The sequence below is a fragment of the Anaerococcus sp. C0059F3 genome (genome assembly GCF_056590475.1).
In genome coordinates this window covers 133,197-152,276 of sequence record NZ_JBWPWE010000001.1, presented here as the reverse complement: position 1 = coordinate 152,276, position 19,080 = coordinate 133,197, and the positions used below count along the sequence as shown (strand labels likewise).

Below are 19,080 nucleotides of genomic sequence, written 5' to 3'. Positions count from 1 at the left end.
ATAGTCTTAAACATTTTACCAGTCGGAGAATTTTTTGCATAAAAAAAGCGTCCGCAAAAGACGCTTATAAATTTTATCCGATAGAATCTGAATAATCTTTTAATTTACCCAAGGCTTGGTTTTCAATTTGTCTTATCCTCTCACGAGAAAGGTCGTAAATTGAACCTATTTGCTCTAGGGTTTTTGGTTTTTCGTTGTCTAGGCCGTACCTGTAGATTATGATTTGCTTTTCCCTTTCTGTTAGCTGGTCTAGGGCCTGCATCAAAAAGTTTTCCATGTCTTTTTCTAGGATTACCATATCTACTGGGGTTGACTCGTCGCCTACCATATCCATTAGCTCATCACCTGTGGAGTCTTCACTATCTAGGTTGATGTTTAGGGATGTGGAGTTTACTTGGTTTCTGTTTATGAGGAACAAATCATCTGCTTGTTTTTTGTTTATTCCTTCATTTTCTAAGATCCTGTAAATCTCTTCATCGCTTGCTTCTGGATTAGCCTTTAAGATTTGTTTTAATTTATTTAATTTTAAGTATTTACCTGCTGGTATTCTGATTGTATGTCCTTCTTTGTTGATGGCCTTTCTGATTGCCTTGTCTATCCATTTGTAGGCGTAGGTTGTAAATTTGTATCCTAAAGTAAGGTCAAATTTCTCTGCAGCCCTTATCATGCCTAGCATGCCGGATTGAACCAAATCTTCTAGGTCAAGGTCATTGCCGTGGGACCTAAAGAAATATGAAGCCCTGCTCCTTACAAGTCCTTGGTTTTTTTCAACAAGGGCTGAAAGGGCGTTTTGGTTGCCAAGTTGGAATTGCTCCACTATCTCTTCGTTGTTTAGGTCAGATAATTTCATCATATCCTTGCGTCTGATAGGGGCAAGGGAGGTGTTTACTCCCTTTTTGGCAGAGCCAATTAGGTCATCATCATCGTCGAAGTCTTCGTCGTCTTCTTCAGAAATAATATCTAGAATTTCTTCTTTTTGCTCATCGGTCATCGCATCTACAAGTTCGATGAGTTCTTCTTCGCTCAAATCACTTGTATCAAGATAATCTCTAAGCTTTTCTAAAGTTTCCTTATCTTTTAAATTTATTTTATCCATCTTATCACCCGTTTGAATTTATTTACCCACCTAGTCGTCTAGGTCTATTTTAAGCTCATCAAGCTTGGCTTTTAAGGCTTTGGAAATGGGATAGGCGTCGTAATTTTCATTGAAATTTGCCCTTTTAGTTTTTCTAATCTTGGACCTTAATATATCAAGATCAGCCTTAAGCTCAAGGGCTGTCATCCTCACTGCACCCTTGACTAGGGCCATGTTTTGGACTTGGCCGTCATCTGTGACTACCTTTACATTGTGCCTTCTTGCAATCCTTGCAAGTTCTGCCTCAATGTAGGTATCTGCAGTTTGAAACCTCTTGGTAAAAACTATTTTCATCCCGTATTTTTCTATGGTCGTTTCCTTGAGCCTATCAAGATTATAGGCGTCAAAAACTATGACCATTTTTTCCCCAGATAAAAAGCTATATTCAGCCAAATCTTCGATTAAATCTTCCCTGGCTGTTTCTAGACTTTCTCTGGCCGCCTCTCTAAGCTTTGGCCACTTGTTTATCACATTGTAGCCGTCGACGTAGGATATATTTTCCTTAATTAAAGCCATTTTGTCTTAAAACCTCATACATGCCAATGGCTGAGGCTACTGATGCATTTAAGCTATTTACAAAACCCTTCATCGGTATATTAATAAGTATATCACAATTTTCCCTAACAAGTCTAGATAGTCCCTTACCTTCGTTACCAACTATCAAACAAACCTTGCCTTTAAGGTCTACTTGGTCAATTGGTGAAGAGGCCTCGCCAGCTAATCCATAAACCCAAAAACCGGCTTCTTTGATCTCTTCTATGGCCCTGTTGGTATTTTTAACCATGATAATATTAATATTATTGATAGCACCAGCACTTGTTTTGTAGACAATTGGGCTTACTGATGCACTCCTTCTTTCAGGAATGATTACCCCGTCAAAACCAAAGCTTTCTGCACTTCTGATTATGGCTCCGAGGTTGTGAGGGTCTTCGATTTGGTCAAGGATAATTAGCCTTTTATACTTATCAATGTCTTTTAGGTCCTTATACTGAAAAGATTCCGCCTCTACCATCACTCCCTGGTGGTTCATATCTATTTTATCAAAAAATCTCTTATCTACAAAATTTATCTCAACATTTGCTCTTTGAAGCTTAGAAATAATCTCATCGACAATCTTAGAATTTTGCTTGATTACAAAAGCCTTATAGATTTTTACACCCGAATCAATGGCGTCGATTACAGGTTTTCTGCCGTAAATCTTATCCATCAGCCTATCTCCCACTTGGTACCTTCTCTGGTATCCTTAAGGATGATGCCCATTTCCTTTAGGTCATCACGAATCTTATCCGCTGTCGCAAAATCTCTATTTTTCTTAGCTGCATTTCTCTCTGCGATTTTTTCTTCTATAAATGCCTCGTCTACTTGGCTTTCCTTTTTCTTTGCAAGAAGTCCAAGGACATCATAGAGCCTCTTATAAAGGTCGAAAGTTTTTTCTACAAATGCCTTAGAAGAGTCCCCGTCTAAGTTTGTATTTATAAATTTAGCAAGATCAAATAAAACTGTAATGGCATCTGCTGTATTTAGGTCATCTTCCATTACACTTACAAATTCATTTTCTTTGGCATCTAGGATTTGAAGCAAATCTTTTTCCTCATTTAAGATTTCTTTTTCACTTGCATTTGCGACTAGGTCTTCCGCTTTGAAATAAGCATTGTTTAGCCTATCTAGGGAAGCTTGGGCCTGGTCGATTATTTCCTTGGTGAAGTTAATTGGCTGCCTATAAGATGTTGTGAGTAGCCAAAACCTAATGGTCATCAAGTCGTATTCCTTCTTGATATCATCAAGAGTAAAGAAATTACCAACCGACTTGCTCATCTTTGAACCATTTACTTGGATCATCCCGTTGTGCATCCAATAATTTGCAAACTGGACGTCATTTAGGGCTTCAGATTGGGCGATTTCGTTCTCGTGATGAGGAAATTCCAAATCTTCCCCGCCAGCGTGGATGTCGATTGTATCTCCAAGGATTTTCTTATTCATGGTTGAACATTCTATATGCCAACCTGGTCTACCCTTGCCCCATGGTGAATCCCAAGCAACTTCGCCTGCTAGTTTAGTTGCCTTCCAAAGGGTGAAGTCTGCAGGATTTTTCTTCTTGCCTGCGTCCTTATCATCTAGCCTTTGGCTAGCTCCATGAACTAGGTCTTCAAGATTTTTCCTTGATAATTTGCCGTAGTCGGATTTTTTGCTTACATCAAAGTAAACATCCCCATCTGAAACGTATGCCATACCCTTATCGATTAGACCCTTTACAAAGTCTATAATATCATCCATAACCTCGGTTGCCCTTGGGTGGATGGTGTCTTCTTCGTCTAGGTTTAGGGCCTTAGCGTCTGTCATATATTGGGCAATGTAGCGGTCTGTGACTTCCTTGGTTGTGATGCCTTCTTCGATGGATTTTTTTATAATTTTATCGTCAACATCGGTGAAGTTTACAACATAGGTCACATCATAGCCCCTATATTGGGCAAAACGCCTAAATGTGTCAAAAATTACCAAAGGCCTTGCGTTTCCTATGTGCATGTAATCATAAACAGTAGGTCCACAGACGTACATCTTTATTTTATTTTCTTCAATTGGTTTAAATACTTCCTTAGTTCTGCTAAGAGTATTGTAAATCTTCATTAAAAATTATCCCTTACGTATTCTAATCTATCCTTAACTAGGTCCTTGCCCATGATTAAAAAGGCATTTGATAAATCTGGTCCATGAACTGATCCTGTAACTGCTGCCCTTACTGGGAACCAAAGGTTCTTGCCCTTGATGCCTGTTTCCTTTTGGATAGTTTTCATAACTGATTTTGCAAATTCAGGATCAATTTCATCTACTTGGTCAAGTTGGTTTAAGAAGGCATTAAATAAAGTTCTTGCCTCATCTGTTGAAATTGCTTCTTTTGCGTCATCATCATATTCAATATCTTCGCTCTTTATATAGTAGTTTTTAGCAAGTTCTGGTGCATCTGAGAACTTGTCAATGGCTGATTGCCATGTTTCTGCAAGAAGAACTAGTTTGTCATGGTCATAAGATTCGTCAATTAATCCAGCCTTTATCATGCATGGCTTGATGTCTTCTGCAAGTTTTTCTGGTGATAATTCTCTTACATAGTGGCCATTTACCCAGTCAAGTTTTTTCTTGTCAAAAACGGCACCAGTTTTATTTACCCTATCAAAGTCAAATTGTTTAGCAAGCTCTTCAATTGTGAAGATTTCTTCTTCGCTATCTGGTGACCAACCTAGTAGTGATAGGAAGTTTATTAGTCCTTCTGGCATGTAACCTTCTTCGATGAAGTCCTCTACCATGCCGTCGCCGTTTCTCTTTGAATATTTTTTGTGGTCCTTATTTAAAACTGTAGGTAGGTGGATATATTCTGGAGCATCCCAGCCAAAGGCTTCGTAAAGGTAAACGTGCTTTGGTGTTGATGAAATCCACTCATCTCCACGAACAACGTGGGTAATTCCCATTAAGTGGTCGTCTACAACTACAGCAAAGTGGTAGGTTGGGTAACCATCTCTTTTGATAAGGACTTGGTCATCTTGGTCGTCAGTATTAAAGGTAATCTTGCCCTTAATCCTGTCGTTAAATGAAATATCGTAGTCTTTTGGTAATTTTAGTCTAACTGTGTATTCTTCCCCATTTTCAACTCTTTGTTTGGCTTCTTCTAGAGGAATAGACCTACAAAGACCGTCGTATTTTGGTGTAAGGCCGTCAGCTTTCATTTGATCTCTAACCTTGTCGACTCTTTCTTGAGAGCAGAAGCAATAGTAAGCCTTGCCTTCTTCGATTAATTGGTCGATGTATTTGTTATAAATGCCTTTTTCTACTCTTTCAGATTGGATATATGGACCAAAATCTCCTTTTTCTGTAACATGACCATTTTCATCGAGCATAACACCTTCGTCGATTTCAACGCCTGACCATTTTAGGGCCTTCAAAAGATTTTCCAAAGCACCTTCTACAAACCTAGTCCTGTCTGTATCTTCTATTCTTAAAATCATCTTGCCGCCAGTATGTCTTGCGTATAGGTAGTTGAATAAGGCTGTCCTAAGGCCGCCTATATGCAAATATCCTGTTGGAGATGGTGCAAATCTTACTCTAACTTCACTCATTAATAACTCCTTTTAGTTTTCATTTCAATTATTCTTTTAGGTTGATAAGTAAATAAGGGAAGTAAAACTTCCCCCTCAAACTTAACCTTAACTCATCTAATTATAACATCTATTACTACAAAAATCAACCTTGTCAAGGTTGAAAATTGATTTTTTGATAAATTTTTGGTTTTTTATTAAATTATTTTTTCTTCTTTATCATTTATTGAGGTTTTTATAAAAATTTTTATCCCTGTGTTTTTGATTTTTTCAAAAATTCTCATATCCTCGTCGTCCACAGCCACGAGTTCTGTCAAAGATTTTTTGCCGATTGAAAGGTGAATTACTCCGACATTTACTTCTGTAATTTGGGCACCTGAATCAATTATTTTTTCAAGATCTCCCGTATTTTCAATAAGGAGAAAATACTCTCCCTCATTTTTATCAAGAAAATCTTTTACATTTGCTACTTTTAAATAAGTCGATTCAATAAAATCTGGCACTGTAAGGTCCATGACCTCAATTCTAATAGGATCGGTCGCTGTCCTGTCATTGGCGATGATTACTTTTTTTAAGCCGTATTTTCCGCACCAATCTTCAACAACATTGCCATTTGCAAGTCTCGAATCAATTCTCGCGAGAGTAATTTTTCCCATTAAGCCCTCCTAAGAAGCATTTGGCTTGGGTCATCAATTATTAGGTCAGGATTTGCATCTTCAAGAACTTTTCTATCCCTAAAACCCCAAGAGACTCCAACAGTGAAAATTCCGGCGTTTTTCCCGCATTTCATATCGACTTCGCTGTCGCCGAAATAAATTATATCAGAAAAATCTGCCCCAAACTTTTCCTTTAGGATAATAATTCCTTCTGGTGATGGCTTTCTTTTGTAATCTTCCCTATAACCTAAGATATCGTCAAAATATCCCTCTCCGAAAACAACAGGAATGACTTTTTTGCATGTTTCATCTGGTTTATTTGAAAAACAAACTAAGGGTTTTCTCGTTTTCTTTAGCGCATCAAGGGCTTCTTTCACACCATCATATGCCTTTGTAAGATAGGTAGGATTATCGTCGTAGGCCTTGTTGTAAGAATCCAAGAAATCTTTCCTAAACTTTTCGTCCTTAGGAGCCCCAACATAGTCAAGGGTCTTCTCGCAAAGGACAACTGGGCCATTTCCAACAAAAGCTTCGACCTTTTCTTTTGGGCAAGCTTCCAATTCAAATTTCTTTAGAGTTTGGTTTATAAAATAAGTTATGGTATCTATTGTGTATAACAAGGTACCGTCTATATCAAATATATACATATCTTCCTCGCTTTTTTCTATCATTGTACTTTTCTTTGGAAATTTGCCTATAGGTAAATATTTAAAGAAAGTTTTGACTTTTAGGGTATAAATATTGGTAAGAAAATGAACTGAAAATAAGAAGGAGCTTATGAGAGAAATTAGAAACCTAACCATGCTTAGCGATTTTTATGAATTTACTATGGCTAATGGTTATTATGAAAACGGAATGAAAGATACAATCGCCGTCTTTGACGCCTTTTACAGGAAAAACCCAGATGGAGGTGGCTATGCGATTTTTGCAGGTCTTAATGATATAATTTCCTATATCAAAAACCTTCATTTCACTGACGAAGACATTGAATATTTCAAGGCCCAGGGTGGTTTTTCTGAAGGATTTTTAGAATATTTAAGAAATTTCAAATTTACAGGCGACGTTTATGCCTTTCCTGAAGGATCAGTAATGTTTCCAGGAGAGCCAATTGTAACAGTCAAGGCCCCAATCATAGAGTGTTCTATAATTGAAACCTACTTGCTTTTGTCAATGAATTTTAATTCACTAATTGCAACTAAGACCAATAGGATTGTAAACTCTGCAGGAGACAGGCTTGTAATGGAATTTGGTGCCAGACGTGCTCAGGGAGCCGATGCTTCAATCACTGGAGCAAGGGCAGCCTACATCGCGGGTGCCCCAATTACATCCAACACTTATTCAGCCAAAAAATATGGCTTTAAGGCATCTGGAACCATGGCCCACTCTTGGATTCAAGCCTTTGATTCTGAATACCAAGCCTTTAAAACCTATGCAAAAATGTATCCAAATAACTGCATACTTTTAATCGATACCTACGACACACTTGAATCTGGCCTTGTAAATGCCATGAAGGTTTTCAAGGAAGAACTTGTCCCAAAGGGCCTTACAGGCGGAGTTAGGATTGACTCAGGCGATTTGGCCTACCTTTCTAAGGAAGTCAGAAAAAGGCTTGACGAGAATGGTTTTAAGGACTTTAAGATTGTCGCATCAAATTCCCTAGATGAATTTAAAATTGAATCTCTCCTTGCCCAGGGAGCAAAAATCGACTCTTTTGGTATAGGAGAAAGGCTAATTACAGCCAAGTCCGACCCTGTTTTTGGTGGAGTTTATAAGCTTGTAGCTATTGAAAAAGACGGAGACCTTGAGGCGAAAATTAAAGTCTCTGAAAATGTAGAAAAAATTACAACACCAGGCTTTAAGAAGGTCTACAGGCTCTACGATGCTGAAACTGGCAAGGCTGAGGCTGACTATATTGCCCTAAGAGATGAGGAAGTTGACGATTCCGAACCACTTGTAATCTTCGACCCACTTTTCACCTGGAAGATGAAAAAAATGAAAAATTACAAGGCTAGAGAGATGCAAGTTAAAATCTTTGAAAAAGGCGAACTTGTCTATGACGAGCCAAGCCTTGACGAGATTGCAGCCTACAGAAAAGAGGAAGTTGCATCTCTATGGGATGAGGTAAAAAGGTATGACGCCCCACACAATTATTACGTTGACCTTTCCCAAAAACTTTGGAATTTGAAACAAAAATTAATTTTAGAAGCCAAATCTAAATAAAAAGAGGCAGCCTGGGCTGCCTTTTTGCTTGTTAAATTTTTTGGTAAATTTTTTCCAAAACCTCACTGGTTTTGACATCTATCTCTTCTAAGCCCTTTTCGCCTAGGACTTGGATTTTTATATTTTTTGCATTTTTATAATAATTTTCAGCTTGGCTTTTATTTCCTTCAAGCTTTGATAAGACTGCACTTGCTAGGTTTTTTAAGCTTACTACAAAGGGCTTTATTTCCTTGTATAAGGATTCATTTGAATGATTTTTTTGGTAAGCTTCTGTTGCCTTTATTTTTTCTTCCAGTAATTTTTTAAGGATTCCTGTGTTTTTTTCTTCAAAGGCTTTTTTAATATCCATATCTTCTGTAAATTTCTTATCCTCAGTCCTTTGGTAGACCAAGGACCCATAAAGGCTTGGAGCGATTTTTATCAAATCTTCAAAAGCGCCTAGTTCTAGGTTTTTGACTGCTTTTTTAAAAGCTTCTTCAGGGTTGTATTTGTCTGGATTTTTCAAATATTGATTTGCCTGGTAAATTGATATTTTTGAAGCTTCTGCCTGATTCATTGGGTTTAGGTAAAATCCGTCGAAATTTATCTCTCTTGAATCGTAAAACTCAAAAATTTCCAAAAAAATTTCTTCTGGCTTATAATCATTTACCGGCCAATTAAACCAAATATAGGGCTTTTTGCCAGTTCTTTTGAAAAAATCTTCGTTTGACTTGTGATTGATTGGATCTACAACCTGGCTGCCAGTCCACATGAGGTTGACATTTTTTATGTCCTTCAAAAGGCCTTCGTATTCAAAACCTTTTTCGTCTATCCAAGCGTCGTTGTACCAAGGGTGGACAAAATAAAGATGATTTCCTGTTTCCTTTTCCACAAAATCAGCCAAGTCCCTTATTAATTTCATATGGTAAGATCTTTTTTCATAGGCGAGATTTTTGTCAATATCATCAAGACATAGGCCAAAAGACTTGACTCCAACACTTATTAATTGACTATATTTAGCGAAAATCTTCCCAATTTCTTCATCGTAAGAATCAAAATCGAAGGGATTTTGGCCTGGGTGGATGGCCCAAGTAAATTCAATACCCTTTTCATCGCTTAGGTCTGCGAGGGCCTTGATTTTCGCAATTTCTTCTGCTGGGTAAGGCCCACGCCACTTTTTGTTGTGGTAGGGGTCGTCTTTTGGAGCATAAATGTACTGGTCCATGCCAATTTCAGCTAGGAAATTTATCATAGACTTTCTCTCGTCAAAAGTCCAAGGGATACCGTAAAAGCCTTCAATTATGCCTTTCTTCATCTTATTTCTCCACTGGATTTGCTTCTATTATTGTAAGCTTGCCTGTAATTTTATAGTCCTTAGCATAATTTGTTATTAGGAAAAAATCTCCCTTTTTGATTGGGTAGACTTTTCCGTCAATTTCAATCTCGCCGGCCCCTTCAATTAAAGATTCCAATAAATATGGATTTTGTCTTTCAAACTTAGCTTGGCTATTTATTTTTAATTCCCTTACCTCAAAATATTCATTGGAAGTTAAATTTCTTCCCTCGTAGCCTGTGCCGGACAAGTTTTGGATTTGGTCTTCTTGGTCAATAATTTTGATGGCTTTCTTAGATTTTTCTAAGTGAAGATCTCTGAGATTTCCCTTATCGTCCCTCCTATCGTAGTCATAAAGCCTGTAGGTGATGTCTGAAGCTTGTTGGATTTCAAGGATTAGGGAGTCTTTTTTGATAGCGTGGACTGTGCCTGCCCTTACAAAGAAAAAGTCACCCTTTTTTGTAGGAACTTCCTTCAAAAGCTCATCCCATTTTCTCTCGTCAATCAATTTTATGGCCTCATCTTTAGAATCAACTTTGAGCCCAAAAATTATCGAAGCTGGATTTTCATTTAAAATGTACCAACACTCGGTCTTGCCCCTTGAATTTTCAAGCCTAGCCCCCATCTCATCGTCAGGGTGAACTTGGATTGATAGGTCGTCTGCCGCATCAATTATTTTTACCAAAAGTGGAAATTCTTTTTCATTAGGATTGCCAAAAAGCTCTGGCTTATCTTTATAAACTTCCCTTAAGGACTTGCCTTTAAATTCGCCATTTAAAATTGCAGACGATTCCCCTTCCATGCCTGAAATAGCCCAATATTCCCCAGTTTTATCTGATGGGATTTGGTAAGAATAAAGGTCTTTTAATTTGGATCCGCCCCAGATTTTTTCTGAAAATTTGCCTTCTAAAAATAAAATTTTATCCATTTTAATCTCCTATACTTTCGTAAATCCTCAATGTTTCTTCTATATGGTTGTCGTTTAGGTTGTCTATGTCATCATAAGGGACACCCATGACAACGAGGATATATTCCTTGCCATTTTTTTCTGCAAGAGTTGCCCAACAAAGGCCGGCCTTGTCGGTTGTTCCAGACTTGCCGCCTATTATCTCAAATCCATTTTGATTGTATTTTTTCAGATGGCTAAAAACTGTCGATTCAAGATAGACTCCGTCGGGATGGTCAAGGGTTGGCCTTGTCACAAAGTCTCTTTTTGTAAAAATTGCCCTGAAATTGCCGTCCTCTAGGCTATCTTTTATAAGCATGGCGCAGTCTTTTGCCGATTGGTAATTTTTTGGATCATCCATGCCGTCAGCGTTGGCATAGGAAGTATTCTTAAGGCCCAAATCTTCTGCTTCCTGGTTCATCATCGCCACAAAATTATCCATAGAACCTGAAATATTTATGGCAAGACTATCGGCAGCTTCACCAGCAGATTTGAGCATGGTTGCATACAAAAGATCTCTATAAGATGTGGCTTCACCTCCCCTAAAGCCTGCCATTGAGGCATTCATGTCAATAGCCCTGTGATAGGCATCAGTGTCAACTGGGGCAGTCGCCGCCAAATCTGTGATGTGTTTTAGGGCCACCCTTACAGTCATGATTTTTGTAAGAGATGCCATTGGAAGCCTCTCGTTTTCGTTTTTAGAAAGGACTTCCTTATCGTCAGTCAAATTGTAAAGGTAGACCGCTTTTGATATAAACTTTTCATCTTCAGCCTCTTTTTTGAACCTAGAGCTGACAAAAACTGCTATAAGCAAAACTAAGGCAATTATAAATAAATTTCTAATCTTTTTCATACTTCTATTGTACACCAAATTCGAATTTAGATAATTAAATCTTTTGTAAGCCTTTTTATAAAAGCTTAAAATTTTGCCAAATTTAAAGCTTATTAGATATGATTTTTAGCGGCTAGCTTGTCCCCGAAAATCATAGAAAAAAATATAAAAAAACTTTTCCCACTACTTGCAATTGATAATTTATATCAGATAGTAAATATGAGGTGAAAAAAATGAAAGATATAATTATAATTGAAGCAGGCCCTGCCGGCCTTAGCGCAGCCTTATATGCGAAGGCTCGTGGCAAGGACCTACTTTTACTAGAAAAAGATAGGGTAGGTGGCCTAATTAGCCATGTTTCCAAAGTTAGTCATTATGCTAGCCTTGCCGATAATGAATCCGGCGAGGATTTTTCACAAAAACTAAAAGACCAACTCGCCTTTTCAAAGATTGATGTGACCTACGAAGAATGTCTATCTATTGAGAAAAAAAACGACTTTTTCCTTGTAAAAACAAATAAAAATACCTATGAAGGTAAAAAACTAATCTATGCAGCAGGTTCTCACTTAAAAGAGCTTGATATTGATTATAAGGGCTTTGAGATAAAACATTGGCCATATGGCAATGAAGAAAGCCTTAAGGGGAAAACTGTAATTGTAAACGGTGGATCAGACGGAGCAAGCAAGGAAGCTCTCTATATAGGTAAATTTGCCAAAGAAGTCCACATCGTCCAAAACCAGGATGCCCTTCTTTGCATCGATGAATTTAAAAAGCAAATCGAGGCTTCAGAAAAGATAAAAGTCCACACATCATCAAGCCTTAAAGATATTGAAGTTAAGGATAATAAGTGTGTGAAGGCCATCCTTGATGATTGTGTCATCGAAGATGAAAACGGCATAGAAATCTATGTTCAAATCGGCCAAAACGGCAATACAGACCTAGTTAAGGATTTAGGTCAAGTTAAAAATACCTTCCTTGATGAAGAAATAAGCTCAAAAGTAGACGGCTTGTTTTTTGCAGGAGATGTTAGGATTAAAGATGTAAAACAAATAGCCACAGCAGTTGCTGATGGGACTCTTGCTGGTATAAGGGCAAGCAAGTAAAATTTTCAATTAAATAGGACTCCCTATTCCTCTTTGGATAAGGGAGTCCTATTTTAGTTTTTATTAATAGTTATTTTTGAAGATATTCTTCTGCGTGTTTTGCAGCATTTCTACCAAATACTATTATATCTGTTACAGCGTTTCCGCCTAGTCTATTAGCTCCGTGGATGCCGCCTGTAACTTCGCCTGCTGCGTATAGGCCTGGGATAACATTGCCGTCTTTATCTAGGACTTCAGAATTTGTATTTACTTCTACCCCGCCCATTGTATGGTGGATACCAGGTGAGATTTGAACTGCATAATAAGGAGCAACTGATAGGTCAGATCTTGTTTCTTCCATTCCTTTTCTGCCAAATTCCTTATCTTCATTGTTTTTAACTGTTTCAATCCAGTTTTCTATTGTTTCTTTGATAGTTTCTTCGTCTGTGCCAATTAATTCTGCTAGAGCCTTATAATCATCACATTTTGTTAGAAGTCCCTTGTCGAAATACTTAGCAATTGTTGCAGATTGGTCAAACATTGATTGGTCAACTATTAGCCAAGCTGCTGGGTCTTTTTGACTTAGAATTTCTTTTGATACAAAATCTCTTGTTTCTAGTTCATTTACAAATCTCTTTCCGTCTTGGTTTACAAGGATTGCTCCTTCTCCCCTAAGACCTTCAGAAATTAGTGATCCGTCTTTTTGTACTACAGTTGGGTGGATTTGAATTTGATCCATATCTATGAAGTTTGCCCCAACCTCTTCTAAGAATTTAACAGCGTCACCTTCGATAGACTTAGCGTTTGTTGATACATAGCCCTTTAGGTCTGGGTTGTATTTTTCAATCATTTCTTGGTTTGAACCGAAACCGCCTGTTGCAACTATAACTGCACCAGCGTTGACTTTTAGCTTTTCGCCATCTTTATAAGCTGCTTCAACACCAACAGCTTTTCCATCTTCCATAAGAACTTTTTCTACTCTTGCGTCATAGACAATTTCTACGCCAAGTTCTTTTGCTTTTTCAGTAAGTTTTTGAACTAAATAGTTACCTACAGGTATTGATTTTCCTTCGTCATTAATTGGTGCGTGGGTTCTCATTTCTGTTTGACCACCCGAGAATTTTAGCTGCTTAAGTGGTGCACCTAATTCTTCTAGCCAGTCAACAGCTTCTGATGATTCTGCTGCCATTTTTTCAACTAATTCCTTGTTATTTTTGTCATGGCCACCCTTCATAGTATCTGCTACGAATGTTTCTACTGTATCTGGAATTCCTTCTTCTTTTTGAAGTTTTGTTTCAGCTGCATTCATGCCGCCAGATGCTAGAGATGAGTTACCACCTGTGATGCCTGCTTTTTCAATTACAGTGACATTTTTACCGTCTTGGGCCATTTGGATAGCTGCAGAAAGACCTGCTCCACCTGCACCTACTACTACTGTATCAGTTGTTATTTCTGTTTGTCTATCTTCTTTAGATTCTTTTGCTACTAGGTCTTCTGGATTTGCTCCAGCTTCTTTTATAGCATTGTTAACTGCAGATAAAAATGCAGCTGATGATATAGTTGCTCCAGAGACATTGTCAAGGTCTGTAGTATTTTTTGCAATAACCTCTTCTTTAATTCTAAGAATTCCCGCTCCGCCTACAGCACCTGTTTCCTTTTGATCTACATCAATACCAGTAATTACGCCATTTTCCATAGTTACTTTAACATTGATATCTCCGCCGTAGCCTTTAGCTGTACCTTCAAAATCACCAGAAAGTGTAGCTATATCTGTAGTGCTTTCTGTTTCTTTTTCATCTTTAGCAGTTTCTTCCTGTTTAACTTCTTCTTTAGTTTCTTCTTTTGGCTTTGTAGCAGTATTTCCACAAGCGGAAAGTGCCATTGCCATAGCAAGAGCCATTGCTAGTGACTTATATTTGTTCATATGTACTCCTCATTAATTATATTCTATAGGCAAATTAAAACAAAATATGAGGCTATCCGAAGATAGCCTTTTAAAAATCTCATATTTTCTTATTTTGCAGCGTCCATTGCGTCCTTTAGGGCAGCTTTGAATGCTTCACTTGTAACTGTTGCGCCAGATACGTTGTCGAATTCTGTTCCGTTTGCATTTTTAGCAGCTTCTACTAGTTCTGGAAGTGCATCTGCACCGATTCCTTCGCTTTCGCTGTGTTCATCAACTACGATGTCTTTGATCTTGTCGCCTTCCATAGTAACTGTTAGCTTGATGTCTCCACCGTAACCTGCAGCTGTAGCTGTACCTGTTTTTTCAGCTGTTTCTTCTGCTGCTGGTGCTTGTGCGTTTTCTTCTGCTGGTTTTTCAGCTGAGTTTCCACAAGCTGCTAGTACTAGAGCAAGAGCTCCAACTAAAAATATATTCTTTTTCATATTACTCTCCTTGTAAAAATTCTGTTTGAATTATGTTTACTAGAAAAATATACCATAAATTCTGGTAAATTTCAAGGTTTTTCCTGACCTAGGCCCCAAAGACGTCTTTAATGACCTCTTTGATGTTGCCCATTTGCATTATTTTCATATCTTTAAAATCCTTTTGAACTAGGGAATTTTTAGCCAAATAAACCTTGTCATAGCCAAGTCTTTCAAGTTCCTTGACCCTTTGTTTGGCCTGGGGCACTTTTTTTAGTTCGCCAGTAAGGCCAACTTCGGCTATAAAAACGACCTTGTCTGAGATTGGTTTTTTCAAGTAAGATGAAGCGATAGACATGATTATAGCAAGGTTTACAGATGGTTCTGAAAGTTTTAGCCCACCTGTGGTCTTGATTATAACATTCATATCAAATAAATTAAGACCCGCCCTTTCTTGGAGAATTGAAATAAGGGTATTTAGGTCATCTCTCCTTAGGGAATCGCCTATTCTTTGCGGATAAGGCATAAAGGATTTTGAAACTAAGGATTCTATCTCAACTTCAAGGAGCCTTGAGCCTTCCTTTGTCACAGAAATCGCTGAGCCTTCGATTTCGCTATCTCTTTGGGTTATAAAATATTCGCTAGGATTTGTGATTTCTATTAAGCCTTCCTCATCCATTGAAAAAAGCCCAATCTCACCTGTCCTTCCAAACCTGTTTTTGCTTGATGTTAAAACTCTTAGGTCTTCATCGGGACTGCCGTCTAGGATTAGAACTGTATCTACTAAGTGTTCAAGGGTACGAAGCCCTGCCATTTCCCCTGTCTTTGTCATGTGGCCGACCATGATGAAGGCACGCTTCTTTTCTGGATTTTTGGCCATTTCAACAGCCTTACCAGCCACCTCAATTGTCTGGGTAGGTGAGCCCTGCTTGTTGTCAAATTCCTGGAGGGAAAAAGTCTGAATGGAGTCTAAAATTACAATATCAGCCCCAGTTGCCTTTATTTCCTTAATTGCAAGGTCCATGGAATTGGTAGAAAGGATCCAAAGATTCTTGGGTTCGTCTTTCATAATTCTTTGTGACCTTGATTTTATCTGGCTTTCGCTTTCTTCTCCCGAAACGTAAAGGACTTTGAGTCCCTCGTCGGCATAGGATTTTGACAATTGTAATAAAAGTGTAGATTTTCCTGCACCTGGGCGAGCTGTAAGTATTGAAACTGAGTCACGGACAAGTCCTCCGCCCACTGCCCTGTCAAATTCCTCATAGGCAGAGTGGATTCTCTCCGACTCGTTAATTTCAATTTCCTTTAGCTTTTTAGCCTTATTATCTTCATCGAGGATAACTTTTTTGCCGGCCTTTTCTTCTTTGATTGTTGTTTCTACAAGGCTTCCCCACTTTTTGCAAGATGGGCACTGGCCAGCCCAAACATTTTGGATATGGCCACAATTAGTGCATTCGTAAGCTTTTTTGACCTTAGCCATTGTTTGCCTCAACAAACCTATTTACAGAAAATTCGTAAACGGCCCTCTTTGGATCGTCCTTATAAATTTTTGCAAAAATATCCCTTGGAACAATGCCAAAATCAAGCATAGCTTCAAGTTCATCAAGATATTTATTTTCACTTTCGTCTAGAACTGGCCTAATAATATCGATTATATCTAGGACGTGCTGGTAGATTTCCACATTTTGATAAAGGGCGAAAATCCCCATCCTAGTAGCGTTGTTTTTAAGCTTTTGAGCCTCGTCATAGGTCATATCTTGGAACAATTCGTAAACTTTTTCAAAAGTTTCGTCAACAAAAAATATTCCCTTTATCAAAGCCGCAGCCGCCATATTGTAAGGATATGGAATATTATCAGGCATCCTGATTTCCATATAAGTTTTAACTCTCACATCTGGGAAAACTATGGAAATTCCGTGGTTAACCATGGCGTCGGCATTTTCCTCGGTCATTAGTTCATCGAGGGTCTTTCTTCCGACATAGGCTTCCCCATCATCACTTGGCATAAAAATCATTGGAGTATCAAGGATTTTCTCAGCATATTTTGCGTATGACAAATCAGAATCAAAGGCAAAGTCATAAAGACCAGTCCTGTCCCTATCTGTGTATTCCCAAATTGTTTGCCTTAGGTTTCTGTCAATGTAGGTTTCTCCCTCAAAAATTAGGGCATTATCAAAGACTGAATACAAAAATGGGCTGAGGGCGTTGGCTAAAAAGTATTTCTTTTTGAAATCTTCTTCATTTTTATAATCCACAGCCAACTGCATAGAGCAAGTCCCCTTCATCATGTTATGGGCATACTCTCCGCCGTATTTTTCAAAATATTTGTACATAAAATCATAGCGAGCCTTTGGAATTATCTTAATATCGTCAATCTTAGTTTTTGGATGGTAGCCAAGGGTCACCAAAAGCAGGCCTCTTCTTTCAAAAAGAGGGATAAGTCTTTCCATGTGGGTCCTATAAACTTCAAAAAGGTCATCTACCATAGTCTTAGCCCTTAGGGCAAGTTCGAATTGGCCAGCAGGTTCTATTGAGATATCAACATTACCATCAGAAAAGGCCATGCCAGATTCGTCTGTTTTTTCATAACCAAGGTCGACTAGGTCTTTTAGGATTTCCCCAATCCCGTCTTCGCCGTAAAAAGATTGGCTCTCCAAAGTTTCCTTATTTACTACAAAGTGCTCTATTTCAAAGCCCAGCCTAAAGTCCTTTTCGTTCTTTTCGCCAGACTTAATAAAATCTACAATTTTTTGAATTTTTTCTAATCTTTCCATAATAACCCCTTTACTCTTATCATTATACGAATATTTGCCAAATAAACCATGGTATAATGGACTTATGAAATACGGATTTTTTGAAAGTCCCCTAGGAATAATAAAAATTTCCTATGAGGCAAAGATAAGGAAAATTGAATTGGTGGATGAAATTGATGAAAATAGCGAAGAAAATGAGCTTTTTAACATTTTTAAAGACCAGCTTTTAAAATATTTTGAAGGAAAAAGAAAAACTTTCGATAAGCTTGACCTCCTAGATCCAAAAGGCACCGCCTTTCAAAAATCAGTCTGGCAAGCTTTGTTGAAAATTCCTTACGGAAAAACTTCATCTTATAAAGAAATCGCAAAAGCCATAGGAAGGCCAAAGGCCACCCAAGCCGTAGGAACAGCCATTGGCAAAAATCCTTTTTTAATAATAATCCCCTGCCACAGGGTAATAAAAGCAGACGGATTCCTAGGAGGCTTTGCCTATGACAGGGAAATAAAAAGAAAACTATTAAAAATCGAAGGATAAATTTTCCCTTATAGGAGAAATTTTTGATATTTCCTAACACAAAAAAGAGTCGGACATCCGACTCTCTTTTTTAGTTAATTCTATTTGTTGTTTCTCCGTCAAAGAAGTGGAGGGCTTCTGGATCTAGGCTAAAGGTGTGGCTTTCGCCTATTCTGTATTCGAAGTGGCCTGGTTGGCTTACTACAAGTTCAGTTCCGTCGTCCATCTTTGCGTAGATGATTTGTTCCTTACCAAGCATTTCTATAACTTCTATTGTTCCTGTTACAGAGTTATATTCGTGTTCACCTGGGATAAATCTTTCTGATCTGATTCCTAGAGAAACTTCCTTGCCTTCATAGTTTTTAAGGATGGCAGCGTCTTTGTCATTTGCCCTTATTTTCATAAGGCCTGAATTATTGACAAACATGCCATTTTCTATCTTTCCTTCTATGATATTCATAGTTGGAGATCCGATAAATCCTGCTACGAAGAGGTTTTCTGGTCTTTGGTAGAATTCTGTTGGCGCTCCTACTTGTTGGATTTTACCTTGGTCAAGAAGGATGATTTTTGTTGCCATAGTCATTGCTTCTGTTTGGTCGTGGGTTACATAGCAGCTGGTTGTTTCAAGCTGGTTGTGTATCCTTACGATTTCAACTCTCATGTGTTCACGAAGCTTGGCGTCAAGGTTAGAAAGTGGTTCGTCCATAAGGAATACAGATGGTTTTCTAACGATCGCACGTCCTAGGGCCACCCTTTGTCTTTGACCACCTGAGATGTCTGATGGTCTAGAATATAGGTAGTCTCTTAATTGTAAGATGTCTGCCGCTTCTTGAACTCTTTGGTCGATGACTTCTTTTCTCTCGTTTTTCATTTTTAGAGAGAAAGCCATGTTATCATATACTGTCATGTGTGGGTAGAGGGCATAGGATTGGAATACCATTGCGATGTCCCTGTCCTTTGGCTCTACTGTATTCATTATTTTATCACCGAAATATAGGGTACCTTCTGTTATTGAGTTAAGGCCCGCTATCATTCTTACTAGGGTTGATTTACCACAACCAGATGGTCCTAGGATGGCACAAAAGTCCTTGTCTTTGATGTCTAGATCTATGTGTCTGATGGTAAATTTATCCCTACCTTCATATTTTTTTCCTAAATTATCTAATTTAACTCTCATT

At 38.1% G+C, this 19,080-nt stretch carries 18 protein-coding genes; 3 read left to right on the top strand and 15 right to left on the bottom strand.

Annotated elements, in window-relative coordinates; genetic code table 11:
- Nucleotides 1-73: 73 nt before the first annotated feature.
- The 7 genes from AC1EJ5_RS00655 to AC1EJ5_RS00625 form a co-directional block, all read right to left on the bottom strand.
- A complete protein-coding gene (locus tag AC1EJ5_RS00655) occupies nucleotides 74-1,096 on the bottom strand; it encodes a sigma-70 family RNA polymerase sigma factor (RefSeq protein WP_479813913.1) in 1,023 nt (340 codons plus the stop codon).
- A gap of 30 nt (nucleotides 1,097-1,126) precedes the next feature.
- Nucleotides 1,127-1,651: an NYN domain-containing protein gene (locus AC1EJ5_RS00650; protein WP_223418143.1), complete on the bottom strand. Its 525-nt coding sequence runs from the start codon at nucleotides 1,649-1,651 to the stop codon at nucleotides 1,127-1,129.
- Entirely contained in the window at nucleotides 1,638-2,342 is a 705-nt protein-coding gene (gene rlmB, locus AC1EJ5_RS00645; protein WP_479813911.1) for a 23S rRNA (guanosine(2251)-2'-O)-methyltransferase RlmB, read from the bottom strand. Before rlmB ends, AC1EJ5_RS00650 begins: the two co-directional genes overlap by 14 nt.
- Nucleotides 2,342-3,760 (bottom strand): cysteine--tRNA ligase, encoded by a 1,419-nt coding sequence (gene cysS, locus AC1EJ5_RS00640; protein WP_479813909.1) that lies wholly within the window; start codon nucleotides 3,758-3,760, stop codon nucleotides 2,342-2,344. Before cysS ends, rlmB begins: the two co-directional genes overlap by 1 nt.
- Nucleotides 3,760-5,241 (bottom strand): glutamate--tRNA ligase, encoded by a 1,482-nt coding sequence (gltX, locus tag AC1EJ5_RS00635; RefSeq protein ID WP_479813907.1) that lies wholly within the window; start codon nucleotides 5,239-5,241, stop codon nucleotides 3,760-3,762. The genes cysS and gltX overlap by 1 nt, the downstream gene beginning before the upstream one ends.
- A 176-nt stretch (nucleotides 5,242-5,417) precedes the next feature.
- Complete coding sequence (locus AC1EJ5_RS00630; protein WP_311480478.1) at nucleotides 5,418-5,876, bottom strand: PTS sugar transporter subunit IIB; 459 nt, start codon at nucleotides 5,874-5,876, stop codon at nucleotides 5,418-5,420.
- A complete protein-coding gene (locus AC1EJ5_RS00625; RefSeq protein WP_479813997.1) occupies nucleotides 5,876-6,523 on the bottom strand; it encodes an HAD family hydrolase in 648 nt (215 codons plus the stop codon). Before AC1EJ5_RS00625 ends, AC1EJ5_RS00630 begins: the two co-directional genes overlap by 1 nt.
- A 130-nt stretch (nucleotides 6,524-6,653) precedes the next feature.
- Between AC1EJ5_RS00625 and AC1EJ5_RS00620 the strand changes: the two genes are divergently transcribed.
- The gene (locus AC1EJ5_RS00620; RefSeq protein ID WP_311480479.1) at nucleotides 6,654-8,096 is read left to right on the top strand and encodes a nicotinate phosphoribosyltransferase; all 1,443 of its coding nucleotides are present in this window, start codon (nucleotides 6,654-6,656) and stop codon (nucleotides 8,094-8,096) included.
- Between the two features lie 31 nt (nucleotides 8,097-8,127).
- Here AC1EJ5_RS00620 and AC1EJ5_RS00615 read toward each other — a convergent pair whose 3' ends face one another.
- From AC1EJ5_RS00615 to AC1EJ5_RS00605, 3 genes are read right to left on the bottom strand one after another with little or no spacing between them, the layout of a single operon-like run.
- Entirely contained in the window at nucleotides 8,128-9,390 is a 1,263-nt protein-coding gene (locus AC1EJ5_RS00615) for a beta-N-acetylglucosaminidase domain-containing protein (RefSeq protein ID WP_479813904.1), read from the bottom strand.
- 1 nt (nucleotide 9,391) lies between these two features.
- Nucleotides 9,392-10,336: a type I phosphomannose isomerase catalytic subunit gene (locus AC1EJ5_RS00610; protein ID WP_348937342.1), complete on the bottom strand. Its 945-nt coding sequence runs from the start codon at nucleotides 10,334-10,336 to the stop codon at nucleotides 9,392-9,394.
- 1 nt (nucleotide 10,337) lies between these two features.
- Entirely contained in the window at nucleotides 10,338-11,207 is an 870-nt protein-coding gene (locus AC1EJ5_RS00605; RefSeq protein ID WP_479813902.1) for a D-alanyl-D-alanine carboxypeptidase family protein, read from the bottom strand.
- A gap of 212 nt (nucleotides 11,208-11,419) precedes the next feature.
- Here AC1EJ5_RS00605 and AC1EJ5_RS00600 point away from each other — a divergent pair, with 212 nt between their 5' ends.
- Nucleotides 11,420-12,289, top strand: a complete 870-nt coding sequence (locus AC1EJ5_RS00600; protein WP_479813900.1) for an NAD(P)/FAD-dependent oxidoreductase — start codon at nucleotides 11,420-11,422, stop codon at nucleotides 12,287-12,289.
- Nucleotides 12,290-12,359: 70 nt separating this feature from the next.
- On the opposite strand, the gene AC1EJ5_RS00595 is transcribed toward AC1EJ5_RS00600, so the two are convergent.
- From AC1EJ5_RS00595 to AC1EJ5_RS00580, 4 genes are all read right to left on the bottom strand, one after another.
- On the bottom strand, nucleotides 12,360-14,192 hold the full coding sequence (locus AC1EJ5_RS00595; protein ID WP_479813898.1) for a flavocytochrome c: 1,833 nt from the start codon (nucleotides 14,190-14,192) through the stop codon (nucleotides 12,360-12,362).
- Between the two features lie 89 nt (nucleotides 14,193-14,281).
- Nucleotides 14,282-14,656 carry an FMN-binding protein gene (locus AC1EJ5_RS00590; RefSeq protein WP_223418161.1) on the bottom strand — a complete coding sequence of 125 codons (375 nt, stop codon included), beginning with the start codon at nucleotides 14,654-14,656 and terminating at the stop codon, nucleotides 14,282-14,284.
- 88 nt (nucleotides 14,657-14,744) lie between these two features.
- Nucleotides 14,745-16,115, bottom strand: coding sequence for a DNA repair protein RadA (gene radA / locus AC1EJ5_RS00585; protein ID WP_479813896.1), 1,371 nt, complete (start codon nucleotides 16,113-16,115; stop codon nucleotides 14,745-14,747).
- Nucleotides 16,108-17,409, bottom strand: coding sequence for a glutamate-cysteine ligase family protein (locus tag AC1EJ5_RS00580; protein WP_479813894.1), 1,302 nt, complete (start codon nucleotides 17,407-17,409; stop codon nucleotides 16,108-16,110). The genes radA and AC1EJ5_RS00580 overlap by 8 nt, the downstream gene beginning before the upstream one ends.
- A gap of 64 nt (nucleotides 17,410-17,473) precedes the next feature.
- Between AC1EJ5_RS00580 and AC1EJ5_RS00575 the strand changes: the two genes are divergently transcribed.
- Nucleotides 17,474-17,923, top strand: a complete 450-nt coding sequence (locus AC1EJ5_RS00575; protein WP_479813892.1) for a methylated-DNA--[protein]-cysteine S-methyltransferase — start codon at nucleotides 17,474-17,476, stop codon at nucleotides 17,921-17,923.
- Between the two features lie 70 nt (nucleotides 17,924-17,993).
- Here the strand turns inward: AC1EJ5_RS00575 and AC1EJ5_RS00570 are convergent, their stop codons facing one another.
- On the bottom strand, nucleotides 17,994-19,079 hold the full coding sequence (locus AC1EJ5_RS00570; RefSeq protein ID WP_308749237.1) for a sn-glycerol-3-phosphate ABC transporter ATP-binding protein UgpC: 1,086 nt from the start codon (nucleotides 19,077-19,079) through the stop codon (nucleotides 17,994-17,996).
- Nucleotide 19,080 lies beyond the last annotated feature (1 nt).

Bases quoted from the DNA above. Each gene is read 5' to 3' on its own strand.
- AC1EJ5_RS00655 (WP_479813913.1), bottom strand. From the start codon at position 1,096: ATGGATAAAATAAATTTAAAAGATAAGGAAACTTTAGAAAAGCTTAGA.
- AC1EJ5_RS00650 (WP_223418143.1), bottom strand. From the start codon at position 1,651: ATGGCTTTAATTAAGGAAAATATATCCTACGTCGACGGCTACAATGTG.
- rlmB (WP_479813911.1), bottom strand. From the start codon at position 2,342: ATGGATAAGATTTACGGCAGAAAACCTGTAATCGACGCCATTGATTCG.
- cysS (WP_479813909.1), bottom strand. From the start codon at position 3,760: ATGAAGATTTACAATACTCTTAGCAGAACTAAGGAAGTATTTAAACCA.
- gltX (WP_479813907.1), bottom strand. From the start codon at position 5,241: ATGAGTGAAGTTAGAGTAAGATTTGCACCATCTCCAACAGGATATTTG.
- AC1EJ5_RS00630 (WP_311480478.1), bottom strand. From the start codon at position 5,876: ATGGGAAAAATTACTCTCGCGAGAATTGATTCGAGACTTGCAAATGGC.
- AC1EJ5_RS00625 (WP_479813997.1), bottom strand. From the start codon at position 6,523: ATGTATATATTTGATATAGACGGTACCTTGTTATACACAATAGATACC.
- AC1EJ5_RS00620 (WP_311480479.1), top strand. From the start codon at position 6,654: ATGAGAGAAATTAGAAACCTAACCATGCTTAGCGATTTTTATGAATTT.
- AC1EJ5_RS00615 (WP_479813904.1), bottom strand. From the start codon at position 9,390: ATGAAGAAAGGCATAATTGAAGGCTTTTACGGTATCCCTTGGACTTTT.
- AC1EJ5_RS00610 (WP_348937342.1), bottom strand. From the start codon at position 10,336: ATGGATAAAATTTTATTTTTAGAAGGCAAATTTTCAGAAAAAATCTGG.
- AC1EJ5_RS00605 (WP_479813902.1), bottom strand. From the start codon at position 11,207: ATGAAAAAGATTAGAAATTTATTTATAATTGCCTTAGTTTTGCTTATA.
- AC1EJ5_RS00600 (WP_479813900.1), top strand. From the start codon at position 11,420: ATGAAAGATATAATTATAATTGAAGCAGGCCCTGCCGGCCTTAGCGCA.
- AC1EJ5_RS00595 (WP_479813898.1), bottom strand. From the start codon at position 14,192: ATGAACAAATATAAGTCACTAGCAATGGCTCTTGCTATGGCAATGGCA.
- AC1EJ5_RS00590 (WP_223418161.1), bottom strand. From the start codon at position 14,656: ATGAAAAAGAATATATTTTTAGTTGGAGCTCTTGCTCTAGTACTAGCA.
- radA (WP_479813896.1), bottom strand. From the start codon at position 16,115: ATGGCTAAGGTCAAAAAAGCTTACGAATGCACTAATTGTGGCCATATC.
- AC1EJ5_RS00580 (WP_479813894.1), bottom strand. From the start codon at position 17,409: ATGGAAAGATTAGAAAAAATTCAAAAAATTGTAGATTTTATTAAGTCT.
- AC1EJ5_RS00575 (WP_479813892.1), top strand. From the start codon at position 17,474: ATGAAATACGGATTTTTTGAAAGTCCCCTAGGAATAATAAAAATTTCC.
- AC1EJ5_RS00570 (WP_308749237.1), bottom strand. From the start codon at position 19,079: ATGAGAGTTAAATTAGATAATTTAGGAAAAAAATATGAAGGTAGGGAT.